The sequence below is a fragment of the Pelomonas sp. CA6 genome, assembly GCF_022549225.1.
GTDB lineage: Bacteria > Pseudomonadota > Gammaproteobacteria > Burkholderiales > Burkholderiaceae_C > Roseateles.
On sequence record NZ_JAKZFD010000009.1, the window covers coordinates 255,554 to 267,583 of the forward strand.

The following is a 12,030-nucleotide window of genomic DNA, read 5'->3' on the forward strand; positions in this document are numbered from 1 at the left end:
GCTCCTTGCCCCTTTCAGGGCACGGGTCTCTCTTCGGATCGCCTTCAGCCGCCGTCGCTAGACTGCGCTGCCATCCGCACCCTGCAGCCTTGTCCATGAGCGTCACCGAGAAAGATTGGAACGTGGAGCGCCCCGGCTTCACGCTCACGGGCACCCTGTGCCTGCCGCGGCCCGAGGGCCGCTTCCCCATGGTGCTCTTCCTCGAAGGCAGCGGTCCGGTGGACCGCGACGGCAACGTGCGCGGACAGGGCGCCAGCCTCTACGCCAAGCTGGCCCATGCGCTGGCCGGGTACGGTGTGGCCAGCTACCGCTACGACAAGCGTGGCACCGGTGCCAGCGGCGGCGAATTCCTCGCCACCGGCTACCACGACCTGGTCGACGACGCGCAAGCCTGCTGGGAGGCGCTCGCCCAGCGGCCCGAGTGCGACGGCGAGCACATGTACATGCTGGGTCACAGCGAGGGCACGGCCATCGCCGCGCAGCTGTCCTCCCGCGTCGCGCAGCGGCCGCGTGCGCTGGTGCTGCTCTGCCCTTTTGCCGAGAGCGCCGAAGCCATGCTGATGCACCAGGCCCGGGGCATCGAGAGAGAGTTGCCCGGCGCGCCGGGTCTGCTGGGCTTCGTGCTGCGTCTGGTGGGACGCTTCATCGGCCCCTACGAGGAACACCAGCGCAAGACCCTGGCGCGGGCGCGCACGCTGGACGGCGGCACCATGCGGCTGGGCCTGATGCGGGTCAGCGCGCGCTGGCTGCGCGAGTTGATCGAGCTGGACATCGACGCCCTCTACCGGTCCGTTCCCTGCCCCATGCTGCTGATCGCAGGCGAGAAGGACATGCAATGCACGCCCGCCAGCGCCGAACAGCTGGCCCGGCTGGCCCGGGTGCCGACGGAATTCCACGTGGTGCCCGACATGATCCACCACCTGTCGACCTGGGAAGGCCCCGCCGTGGTGCTGGACTTCCGCAACATCGACGCGCTGCCGCTCGCGCCGCAGATGCTGGCCCTTCTCGAGGACTGGTTCGCCCGCGAGAGAGGCGCGGCCGCGGAGGTCTGACCCGGGCCGCCGTGCCGCGCCCGCCCCGCCCCCGACGGCGGGCCGGCGGCGGCGCCGAATCACTCGTGGCGCAAGGCCTCGATCGGCGTCAGGTTGGCCGCGTTGCTGGCCGGCAGGATGCCGAACACCACGCCGATCAGCACCGAGAAGCCGCAGGCGCCCAGCGCGGCCCACCAGGGCACGGAGGGCGACGGGAAGTTGGGAATCAGCGCCGCCACCGCATGACCCAGCCCCATGCCGATCAGCAGCCCGATCAGGCCGCCCATCAGCGCCAGCAGCATCGCCTCGATCAGGAACTGCAGCAGGATGTAGGCGCGCGGCGCCCCCAGGGCCTTGGCGATGCCGATCTCGCGCGTGCGCTCGGTCACCGACACCAGCATGATGTTCATGATGCCCACGCCGCCGACGATCAGCGAGATGCCCACCACCGCGCCGACCACGATGGTGATGGTGGTGCTGATCTCGCTGAAGGACTTGCGCAGCGAGTCGGCCGACTCCAGCACGAAGTCGTTGGGCTGGCCCGGCTTCAGCTCGTGCGTGACGCGCATCAGTTCCACCACGCGGGCCTGGATGGCCTGCGCCTGGTCCGGGTCGGCAATGGTGAAGCTGATCGACAGGTCGGGCTCCTGCAGCACGCCGTTGACCGCCAGGGCCGTCTGGAAGGGCATCAGCAGATAGGCATCCTGGCTGATGCCGAACATTTCGCCGCGCGGCTCCATCACGCCCAGCACCTTGAACCACTCGCCGGCGATCTGGATGTGCTTGCCGGCGGGGTTGGGCGGCAGCTTCAGGTCGCGCCTCAGCTTGTCGCCCAGCACCACCACGCGCCGCCGCGTCGCATCGTCGCTGTCGGTCAGGAAGCGGCCATGCAGCGGGAACAGCGCCTGCACGTCCTGGTAGCGGGAGGTCGTGCCGTACATCGTGGCATAGGCGACATGGGAGCCGTTGCGGATGTCCGCACCGACCCGGCCACCCGCGACCACCGTCGGCGTGATGTCCTGGATGCCGTCGATGCGGTGGCGCAGCTGTTCCAGGTCGCTGAGCTTCAGGCGGTTGACCTTGCCGCGCAGCGCGTCCTCCAGCGGCGTGTCCGCGCGCAGGGTGAACACATTGCCGCCCAGGCCCTGGAACTGCCGGCTGATGGACTGGGACAGCCCCTGCACCAGGGAAATCACCGCGATCACCGAGGCCACGCCGATGATGATGCCCAGCATGGTCAGGAAGCTGCGCATCGCATGCGCCCGGATGCTGGCCTGCGCCGAACGCAGGCATTCCTGCACCAGGTAGACGCGCGCGCTCCAGCGGTTCATCGCGCTCGCGCGGTCGGGATCGCCCAGCGGGGCGGCGGTGGCCGGAGCCGCCAGCGAGGAAGATGAGGAAGGGCTCATGACAGCACCCCCGCCTCGGCCCGCTCGTCGCGCCGCTCTTCGGCGGGCTTCGCGCCGCCCCCGGTCGCGGCGGAGTCTTCGGCGATCCGCCCGTCGTGCAGGCGCACGATGCGGCGGCACTGCGCCGCGATGCTGGGCTCATGGGTCACCAGCAGCACCGTCAGCCCGCCTCCATGCAACTCGTGGAACAGCGCCATGACCTCCTGCGCGGTGCGACTGTCCAGGTTGCCGGTCGGCTCGTCGGCCAGCAGCAGCCGGGGCGCGCCGACCAGCGCGCGCGCGATCGCGACGCGCTGGCGCTGGCCGCCCGACAGTTCGTTGGGCTTGTGCTCCGCGCGGTGCTCCAGCCCGACGCGGCGCAGCGCCTCCAGCGCGGCCTCGCGCCGCTTCGCCGGCGAGCAGCCGCGGTAGATCAGCGGCTGCGCCACCGTCACCCAGGCCGGCATGCGCGGCAGCAGGTAGAAGCTCTGGAACACAAAGCCGATGCGCAGGTTGCGCTCGCGCGCCAGCGCCGCTTCGCTGAGCGAGGACACGTCGCGCCCGTCGAGCAGATAGCGCCCGCGGGTCGGCGTGTCCAGGCAGCCCAGGATGTTCATCAGCGTGGACTTGCCGGAGCCGGAGCTACCGGTCAGCGCGACGAACTCGCCAGCGGCCACGCGCAGCGAGATGCCGTGCAGCACCGGGCATTCCTGCCCGTCCAGCTGGTAGGCCTTGTGGATGTCCTGCAACTCGATCATGGGGTCCCCCCGCCGGGCAGGGCTTGCGCGGCCGCCGCCGTCTTCACCGCGGCGGGCCTGGCCTGCACGCGTTCGCCCTCGCGCAGAAAGCGCAGGGTCTTGGCCGGCCCCACGACCACCACGTCCTCCGCGCTCAAGCCCTTGAGCACCTCCAAATGGCTGTCGTCCGACACCCCGGATTCGATCGCGCGCTTGAGCACGCGGCCGTTCTGCACGACGAAGACATGGGCCTTGCTCGCGCCGCCGGCCGCTCCCTCGTACTGCACCGCCTGCAGCGGCACCGCCAGGCGCTGCGCGGTGGCGGCCGTCGCGATGTCGGCGCGCACGCTCATGCCGGGATGGAACTTCAGCCCGGCCACCGGCTCCAGCCTCACCCGCACCGGGTAGGTGCGGCTCTGGCCCGGCAGCTGACGCGGCGTCAGCGCGATGGTCTCCACCTTGCCCTTGAGCGAACGGTCGGGGAAGGCCACCGGCACGATGCTCGCCGCATGCTCGGCCACCACGCGCGCGATGTCCGACTCGTCCACCTGAATCTCGGCATAGAGCTGGCGTGTGTCCGCCACCACCATGAGGCTGCCTCCGGCGATGCTCATCGCGCTGGGCACCGCGGTCTCGCCCTGCTTGATGGACACCGAGGTCACGATGCCGTCGATGGGCGCGCGCACCTCGGTCTTGGTCAGGCGCTGCTGCGCCTGCGCCAGCGACGCGGTGGACTGGCGCACCGCCTCGCGGCTGTTGCGCAGCTCCACCTCGCCCAGCTGCACCTCCGAGGCCAGATCGTCGTAGCGCAGCGCATCCACCATGCCGTGGCGACGCAGCTCCTCATAGCGCCTGAACTTGGCCACCGCCGCCTCCTGGCGGATGCGCTGGCGGTCCACTGTCAGCTCGGCCTGGCGGCGCGCCGCGCTGAGCTGGTCGATCTCCGCCTTCAGCGCCACGTTCTCCAGCCGCAGCAGCAGTTGACCACGGCGCACCAGATGCCCCTCCTCCACCAGCACCTCGTCGACGCGGGCCAGCACCTCCGACACCAGCGTGACCTGGCTGCCGAAGGCCAGCACGCCGGACGCGAGGATCGACGGCGTGATCGAGCGCTGGCCGACCACGCTCACGTCCACCGGCTTCTGTTCCGAGCTGCGCAGCGCCTTCAGTCCCAGCGGCAGCAGCACCAGCAGCGCCAGCGCGCCGCCCAAGATCCATTGACGACGCATCTCAGAGCCCCACCACCAAGGCCCACAGGCCATACACCACCACCCAGGGCGCCAGCGCAAACGCCAGGCTGAACCCCCAGCCGCGGCCGCTCCAGGTCTTCACGCCCACCGCGCTCAGCCACCAGCTCCAGGGATGGAGCACGCTCAGCGAGCTCAACAGCCCGAACCAGGGGCTTTGCGGCGGCAGCTGGAACAGCAGCTCGTTCAGCGACAGCGCATTGAGCTGCTCCTGCAGCAGCTGCCCGTCCGGCGACAGCAGCATCAGGCCTGCCGACAGCAATGGCAGCAGCAACAGGGGCAGGCTGGCCCAGCAGGCCAGCGCCAGCCATTGGCTGAACGGGAACTCCATGCGCGTGACCCGCCCGGCCAGGAAGTAGTAGCCGCTCTCGAGCAGCCGCCCGCCAAGCACCGCGATCAGCGTGCTGAGCACCGAGGTCACGACCAGCATCTTCAGCGACAGCACCGGCATGGCGTCCTGCGGCCGGCCGTCCGGGGGCGCCATCAGCTGCGATTGCAGCCACGGCAGGTCTACCTGGCTGAAATACAGCCCGATCGCGGCCAGCGTCAGGCCCAGCATCAGCAGCAAGGGAAAGGCGTAGCGCGGCTGGGCGCGCAAGGATGCGAACGCCTGCTCGGGCTGCAACAGCAAGGACCAGGTCAGTTGAGTTGTATTCATCGAGAGTTCTCCCACATGGAAACGGTGTGTCGGGTCAGCGCATGTCGCGCAGCGGGCGCATCGCGATGCCGGCCATCGAGACCGACAGGCCCAGCAGCCCGCACATCACGAACATCGCCGCGACGGCCTGGCCTTCGCCCGGGCTGACCATGCGCCCCAGCGCCTCGGCGATCCAGTGCTCCGTCCGGAAGGCCGGCTTGAGCACCCGCTCGACCAGCAGGCCGCCAAAGACAACGGTGGACGCGGTGGCCAGCATGGTGCTGGTGCTGGTCAGCACCAGGATGCCGCCGCGTTGAGATTCGGGGACGCGCGTCATCCACAGCGCGAAGACGCAGCTGGACGCGACCGCCGCCGACAGGCCGGCCAGGAACTCGACCGCGCACAACCCTGGCACGCCGTCCACCAGCCCCACCATCAGCACACAGGCGGCCACGATGGCATCGCAGACCAGCACGATGCGCATGCGGCGCTCCGGCATGTCCAGCCACACCATGGCCATGCTGCCGGCCAGCGCGCCCAGGGCCTCGAAGCTCAGCACCATGCCCAGCGTCTGGGCGTCGTACTTCTCCAGGATCAGCGGCACCACCAGGCTGACGGAGACCGCGATCAGCCCGGCCTGCATCATCGAATAGAGCAGCAGCGCCAGCATGAGGGTGTCGCGCTTGAAGAAGCCCAGCGCCGACACGAAGTTCTTGCGCGAGTCGCGCAGCGCCTCGGTCAGCGTGCCGGTCTTGAGCTTCTCGCTGCTGCTCTTCGCGAGGCTGAAGGCGTACCAGACGAACATCGTGCCGGAGACGAAGGTGAGCAGGTCGATGGCGATGATGCCCGGCAGTCCGATCACCGCGATCAGCGCGCCGGCGACCGAGGGCGCGACCACGCCCAGCGCGGTGGCGCTGACGCCGAAGGCGCCCGCCGCGCGCGTCAGCAGCCCTTTGTTGACGATGCTGGCCACCGAGGCCTCGAAGGCCGGCCCCTGGAAGGCTGAGACCACCGAGGCGATGGCGGTGAAGACATACAGATGCACGACCTCCAGCCGTTCGCGCCACAGGAGAATCAGCAGCATCAGCGTCATCAGCGCCGCGATGGAGTCGGCCGCGATCATCACGTTGCGGCGCTTCAGCCGGTCCACCACGCTGACCGCAACCGGCGACACCAGCACCGCGGGCAGCAGGCTGGCCACGATGGCCCCCGCGAAGCTGAGCGCCGAGTTGGTGCGCTCGTAGATCCACACGCTCATCGCGAACTGGACCATCTGCGTCCCCACCATCGAGATGGTCTGGCCCGTCCACAACAGCCAGAACGGACGGCCCAGCGCCCTCAGGCGAGACAGTGCTTTCATTCGGTCACTCCCATGTCTTTCGTTTGATGTCGAGGCGGCGTCGCGATCGCCGCGGCGTCCGGGTGCGGCCCCGCGGCCAGCCACCGGTCCACGCAGGCCTGCACATGCGGCGGCTTGAGCATGCTCATGTGATTGCCCGGCCCCTTCCAGCACCGCAGCCGCGGCGCCCACAGCCGCCACGCCTCGTGGTCGCGCTGCTGGTCTTGCTCATTGCGCGCCGCCGAACGGCGCGGGTCGTCCGCCTGGATCAGGCAGACCGGCCCCTCCCACACGCCGCCGGGCCGGTAGCTGGCGCGCAGCGCCGCGCCAAAGGCCTGCAGCGGCCCTTCCATCACCTCGGGCCGGGTGCGCGCCGGCAGCAGGCCGTGCCGGGTCATCGCCGCGTGCAGCAGCGTCAGTCGCTGCGCGGGCGTCAGCGGCGCCAGCTGGTGGCGGAACACGCCCAGCGGCCGGCCCGCGGCCAGTTCCAGGCTGCCGGCCAGCTGGTCGCAGATGTCCAGATGGCTGCGCTCGCGGTCCAGCACGCCGGCGGCGTCCGGGGCCTCGCTGTCCAGCAGCGTCAGCGACAGCACCGGGCGCCCCAGCGCCTGCCAGCGCAGCGCGATCTCGAACGCCACCCAGCCGCCGAAGGAGTGCCCGGCCAGGTGCACCCCGCCGGCGCCAACGATGGATTCCATCGCCCGCAGCGCCATCGCGGCCGTGGCCTCCACCGTGGTGTGCGGCAGCAGCAGTGCATCGCTGCCGCGCGGCTGCAGGCCATAGACCGGCCAGTCCGCGCCCAGCGCGGCGCCCCAGTCGCGCAGCCCCATCACGCTGTCGCCAGCGCCGGGCACGCAGAACAGCGGCGCGCGGCCCGCGCGGCCGCCCTGCAGCTTGATCAGCGGCTGGTAGTCCAGCTCGGGTGCGCGGGGCCGGCCCTCGGTGCGCGCCTGCTCCAGCGCCTCGGCCCACAGGGCCTGCAGACCTTCGGGGCTGGGTGTGCGGCCCGCCACCGCCGGAGCCCGCGGCACCGCGCCGCCGGCATACAGGTCCAGCCGCTGGGCCTGGCCGCCGACCGGATCGATCAGCCAGCCGGGCAAGGCGCGCGAACGCGGCGCGCCGCCGCCCGACACCAGCGCCAGCGGCGCCGTGCCGAGCAGGCCCAGGAAGGCGATCTCCTGGTCCTGCCCCAGCAGCTGCAGCCCGACGGCATGCATCAGCGCGGCGTGCCGCGCCTCGGCGGCGAGCCAGTAGGGGCCCTCGGCCTGCGCGGCGCGCAGGCCTTGCACGATCCACGCGGCCGCGCCTTCCAGCGTGCGCGGCCGGCCCGCCGCACCCCAGACGGGCGCGAAGCGGCGCAGCGGCATCGTCCCGATCCGCCCCTCCACGCTGCCGGGCCCGCCAGCCTCCGGGGCGGAGCCGGCGGCGTCGCTGTCGTCGTCGATCCAGTGCAGCACCGCGTCCTGGCGCGGCCGGGCGGTTCGCCCGTCGCGCATCTGCGTCAGTCCGATGTTCATGTCCATTCCCCTTCGGTGGTGGCAGGCGTGGTGGAAGCCTCGGTGGCCGGGCCGGCGGCACCGGCTCCGGATCGGGTCTGCTGCAGCGAGGCCTCCAGCGCCGCAGAGATCGCCTGGCCCAGTTCGGGGATGTCCTCGCTCATCATGCTGGCGTGGTCCCCGGGCACAGGGACCACCCGCAGCAGCGGCTCCGGCACATGAGCCAGCCAGCCGGTGCGCGGGTCCGAGTGACGCGCCAGGACCTCCGGCGGCACCTGGTCGTCGAACTCGGTGCTCGTATCCTGGGCCGCGAACAGGTGGATGGGCAGCTCCGCATCACGCGGCACATAGCCGTCCAGCGCGTCCTCGTGGGCATGCAGGCGCAGGATGAAGTCGCGCACCTCGGCTTCGTCGAACTGCTCCAGGTAGTCCGGCAGCACGCGGACCTTGCGGCATTCCGCCAGCAGCTCGCCAAAGCCCAGCTGGTCGGCGCGCTGGGCCAGCTTGCGGATGGCACGGGCCTTGAGCTTCATCTTGACCAGGTTCTGCAGCCAGCTCAGCGTCGGCTCCGGCCTCTCGTGGCAGAGCAGCAGCAGATTGCGCTGCGGCGACAGCTCGTGACGCAGGCGCACGGTGGCGCGCAGCTCGCGCAGCGCCGCGGGCGCGAAGCTGTCCAGCAGGCCGACGAAGCCCACCTCGGCGCCCAGGTCCTTCAGCTGCGCCGCGACCTCGTAGGCCAGCACGCCGCCGAAGGACCAGCCCGCCACGCGGTACGGGCCTTCCGGCTGCACCGCGCGGATCAGCTTGACCAGCCGGCGCGCCAGGCCCGCCATGCTGCGCGCGCTGTCGGCGCCGGGCTTGCAGCCCGGCAGGCCGAAGACCGGCACCTCGGTGTCGATGCGCGGGCCCAGGCGATGGAAGTAGGCCTCCAGCCCCAGGTATTCGTGCACCAGGAACAGCGGCGGCTTGCTGCCCTGGGCCCGGATCACGGTGACCGCGTCGCCCAGGGGCGCCGGGCGCTGGCGCAGATAGGCCGCCAGGTCATGAAGCACCGGATGCCCGAACAGCTCCGCGACGCTGAGCGTGATGCCGCGCGCCTCGAAGCGGTTGACCAGCAAGGGCAGCAGCAGCGAATGGCCGCCGAGCTGGAAGAAGTCGTCGCCGCGCAGGATGCGCTCGAACCCCAGCACCTCGCGCCAGACCTCGGCGATGGTCTGCTCCAGATCGCCGCGGACCGCATCGCCGACGCCCGCGGTGCCGCCCTCGTCGGAGGGCGCCGGCAGCGCGGCGCGGTCGATCTTGCCGTTGCGGTTCAGCGGCATGCGCTCCAGCGGCACGATGGCCGCCGGCACCATGTAGCTGGGCAGCGCCGCCGCCAGCCCCGCGCGCAGCGCCTCGGCGTCCAGCGCGGTCCGTTCGCCGGCCGCATAGGCCACCAGCCGCTGCTGCGGCGTGCCGGCCTGCTGCACCAGCACCAGCGCCTCGCGCACCCCGGGCTGCTGTAGCAGGGCCGCCTCGATCTCGCCCAGCTCGATGCGGAATCCGCGCATCTTGATCTGGAAGTCGCGGCGTCCGACGAAGACGAACTGGCCGTCGGGCCGCTGCAGCGCCAGGTCGCCGCTGCGGTAGAGCTTGGCGCCGGGCACGAAGGGGTCGTCGACGAAGCAGGCCTCGGTCAGCTCGGGCCGGTTCAGATAGCCCAGCGCCAGGCCCTCGCCGCCGATGTGGATCTCGCCAATGGCGCCGGTGGGCACCAGGCGCCGCTGCGCGTCCAGCAGGTAGACCCGGGTGTTGCAGATGGGACGGCCCAGCGGCAGCGTCTGCGCCTCGGGCTCCACCTCGGTGATGTGGGCGGCGAGCGCGAAGGTGGTCGTCTCCGTCGGCCCGTAGCAATGGACCAGGCGCACCGGCCCGCGCTCGGCCAGCACGCGCGCGAAGGCCTGCGGATCGCAGCGCTCCCCGCCCGTCATCAGGTGGCGCAACCGGGCCAGCGACTGCGGGATCGCCGCGGCCAGCTGGTTGAACACCGCGGTGGTCAGGAAGATCGCCGTGATGCCCTGCTGGGTTAGCGCCTCGGCCATGCGCGGCGCATCCAGCACCGTGTCGGTGGCCAGCGTCACCAGCGTGCCGCCATTGAGCAGCGCCGCCCAGACCTCCATGGTGCTGGCGTCGAAGGCCGGGTTGGACAGAAAGGCCACCCGGTCCGAGGACAGGAACTCGGCATAGCCGTTGTCGATCGCGATGCGGCCGATCGCGCGATGCGGCACGCGCACGCCCTTGGGCCGCCCGGTGGAGCCGGAGGTGTACATCAGGTAGGCCAGATCCTCCAGCTGGCTGTCCACATCGGCGAGGTTCTCCGCATCCCCGGACAGGCCTTCGTCCAGGTCCACGACCAGGCCGTGCACCGGCGGCAGCTCGCGCTCCTCGTCGCCCGGCAGCACCAGCAGCAAGGCGGCGCCACTGTCCTCGACCAGCTCGGCCCAGCGCCGCGCCGGCGCCTGTTCGTCCAGCGGCACGTAGAAGGCTCCGCATTTGAGCACCGCCAGCTGGGCGGCCACCAGCTCGATGGAGCGCTTCATCAGCAGCGCCACCGGATCGCCGGGGCGCACGCCCGCGCGCTGCAGCCGGCGCGCCAGCCGGTTGGCGCTGGCGTTGAGCGCCGCATAGCCGATGCGGCGCTCGCCATCGACCATCGCCGTGGCCTCCGGCGTGCGCTCGGCCTGCCGCTCGAACAGCTCGTGCACGCACAGCGACTGCTCGTAGCGCGGCGCCGGCTGCCGGCCGACCAGCAACGCCTGACGCTCGTCCTCGTCGAGCAGATCCAGCGAGGCCAGCGCCACGGCCTCGTCGCGTTGCAGCGCGTCGCACAGCGCCTCCAGCGTGCGCGCCATGTAGGCGCAGCTCAAACTGGCGCTGAGGCTGTCGTGCACCTGGGCCGTCACGCTCAGCGCCTCGCCATCGTCGTCGATGCTCAGCGTGTAGGGATAGTTGCTGCGCTCGGCCCCGGCCTCGCTGGTCACGCCGGTGGCGAAATCCATCAGCGCCGGATCCGATTCGAGCTCCGCCTCCCTGGGGTTGTGGCGATAGTTCAGCAGCGCGGCGAAGACCGGCACCCCCGCCTCCAGCCCGCTGCAGCGCTGCGCCAGCGCCAGCGGCGCATGCTCATGGCGCAGCAGCCCCGCGAGTTCCTGCTGCACGCGCCGCGCCGCGTCGCGCACGCTGCCGTCCAGCCGGACGCGCAGCGGCAGCGTGTTGATGTACAGCCCCAGCGCGCGGTCCGCGCCGGCACCCGACTGCATGCGCCCGAACAACACGGTGCCGAAGACCACGTCGTCGCGGCCGCTGACGCGCCCCAGCAGCTGCGCGTAGGCCAGGTGGCACAGGCTGGCGACGCTGACGCCCAGCCGGCGCGCCTGCGCCCGCAGCGTGGCACTCAACGTGTCAGGCAGCGTCAGATGGGCTTCTTCGATCCGGCTGCCATTGCCCTGCACATCCGACAGGCCATAGGGCAGTGTCGGTTCGTCCACCGTGCCCAGCCGCTCGCGGAAATAGGCCTCGTGCTGTTCGTCCGACAGGCCCAGCCGCGCCTGCGCCACATAGTTACGGAAGGGCTGGGCCGGTGGCAGCTCGGCCATGCGGCCGGCGAGCAGCAGCGCGATTTCCTGCTGCATCATGTCCATCGCCTGGTGGTCGGCGGCCAGATGGTGGACCAGCAGCAACAGCAGCCAGCGCTGGTTCGCCGCGTCCGGCATCAGCTGGGCGCGCATCAGCGGCGCCTGCGTCAGATCGATGCGAACCTGGCGCGGATCCCAGCGCTGGCGCAGCTGGGTCGCCGCGTCCAGCGCGCTGTCGGGGTCGGGCGTCTGCTCCTGCAAGACCAGCGGCGCGTCGCGCCACACCACCTGGACCGGTGCGTCCAGGCCGTCCCAGTACAGCCCGGTGCGCAGCACATCGTGACGCTGCACGACCTGGCCCAGCGCCTGCACGAAGCGCTCCAGCTTGTCACGCTGGTCAAAGCTGAACAGCAGATCCTGCAGATAGACGTCGCCCTGCTCCGCCATCAAGTGGTGGAACAGCATGCCTTCCTGCAGCGGTGCCAGCGGGTAGATGTCCTGCACGTTGGCGGCGCCACCGGGCACCCGGGCCACGATCCCA

The 12,030-nt window shown here is 71.2% G+C and carries 8 protein-coding genes; 1 reads left to right on the plus strand and 7 read right to left on the minus strand.

The window, feature by feature from the left end:
• Nucleotides 1-95: 95 nt before the first annotated feature.
• A complete protein-coding gene (locus LZ017_RS16330; RefSeq protein ID WP_241397952.1) occupies nucleotides 96-1,052 on the plus strand; it encodes a S9 family peptidase in 957 nt (318 codons plus the stop codon).
• 59 nt (nucleotides 1,053-1,111) lie between these two features.
• Here LZ017_RS16330 and LZ017_RS16335 read toward each other — a convergent pair whose 3' ends face one another.
• The 7 genes from LZ017_RS16335 to LZ017_RS16365 all read right to left on the minus strand — a co-directional run.
• Complete coding sequence (locus tag LZ017_RS16335; protein WP_241397953.1) at nucleotides 1,112-2,440, minus strand: ABC transporter permease; 1,329 nt, start codon at nucleotides 2,438-2,440, stop codon at nucleotides 1,112-1,114.
• Nucleotides 2,437-3,177, minus strand: a complete 741-nt coding sequence (locus LZ017_RS16340) for an ABC transporter ATP-binding protein (protein ID WP_241397954.1) — start codon at nucleotides 3,175-3,177, stop codon at nucleotides 2,437-2,439. The genes LZ017_RS16335 and LZ017_RS16340 overlap by 4 nt, the downstream gene beginning before the upstream one ends.
• Nucleotides 3,174-4,385: an efflux RND transporter periplasmic adaptor subunit gene (locus tag LZ017_RS16345; RefSeq protein ID WP_241397955.1), complete on the minus strand. Its 1,212-nt coding sequence runs from the start codon at nucleotides 4,383-4,385 to the stop codon at nucleotides 3,174-3,176. The genes LZ017_RS16340 and LZ017_RS16345 overlap by 4 nt, the downstream gene beginning before the upstream one ends.
• 1 nt (nucleotide 4,386) lies before the next feature.
• A complete protein-coding gene (locus LZ017_RS16350) occupies nucleotides 4,387-5,061 on the minus strand; it encodes a YIP1 family protein (RefSeq protein ID WP_241397956.1) in 675 nt (224 codons plus the stop codon).
• A gap of 34 nt (nucleotides 5,062-5,095) precedes the next feature.
• Nucleotides 5,096-6,400 (minus strand): MFS transporter, encoded by a 1,305-nt coding sequence (locus tag LZ017_RS16355; RefSeq protein WP_241397957.1) that lies wholly within the window; start codon nucleotides 6,398-6,400, stop codon nucleotides 5,096-5,098.
• Nucleotides 6,397-7,896 carry a thioesterase domain-containing protein gene (locus tag LZ017_RS16360; protein WP_241397958.1) on the minus strand — a complete coding sequence of 500 codons (1,500 nt, stop codon included), beginning with the start codon at nucleotides 7,894-7,896 and terminating at the stop codon, nucleotides 6,397-6,399. Before LZ017_RS16360 ends, LZ017_RS16355 begins: the two co-directional genes overlap by 4 nt.
• On the minus strand, nucleotides 7,893-12,030 hold a 4,138-nt coding region (locus LZ017_RS16365), incomplete at its 5' end, for an amino acid adenylation domain-containing protein (protein ID WP_241397959.1). The genes LZ017_RS16360 and LZ017_RS16365, both read right to left, overlap by 4 nt.

Excerpts from the sequence above, each read along its gene's own strand:
- LZ017_RS16345 (WP_241397955.1), bottom strand. The coding sequence starts at position 4,385 with ATGCGTCGTCAATGGATCTTGGGCGGCGCGCTGGCGCTGCTGGTGCTG.
- LZ017_RS16355 (WP_241397957.1), bottom strand. The coding sequence starts at position 6,400 with ATGAAAGCACTGTCTCGCCTGAGGGCGCTGGGCCGTCCGTTCTGGCTG.
- LZ017_RS16360 (WP_241397958.1), bottom strand. The coding sequence starts at position 7,896 with ATGAACATCGGACTGACGCAGATGCGCGACGGGCGAACCGCCCGGCCG.
- LZ017_RS16340 (WP_241397954.1), bottom strand. The coding sequence starts at position 3,177 with ATGATCGAGTTGCAGGACATCCACAAGGCCTACCAGCTGGACGGGCAG.
- LZ017_RS16330 (WP_241397952.1), top strand. The coding sequence starts at position 96 with ATGAGCGTCACCGAGAAAGATTGGAACGTGGAGCGCCCCGGCTTCACG.
- LZ017_RS16350 (WP_241397956.1), bottom strand. The coding sequence starts at position 5,061 with ATGAATACAACTCAACTGACCTGGTCCTTGCTGTTGCAGCCCGAGCAG.
- LZ017_RS16335 (WP_241397953.1), bottom strand. The coding sequence starts at position 2,440 with ATGAGCCCTTCCTCATCTTCCTCGCTGGCGGCTCCGGCCACCGCCGCC.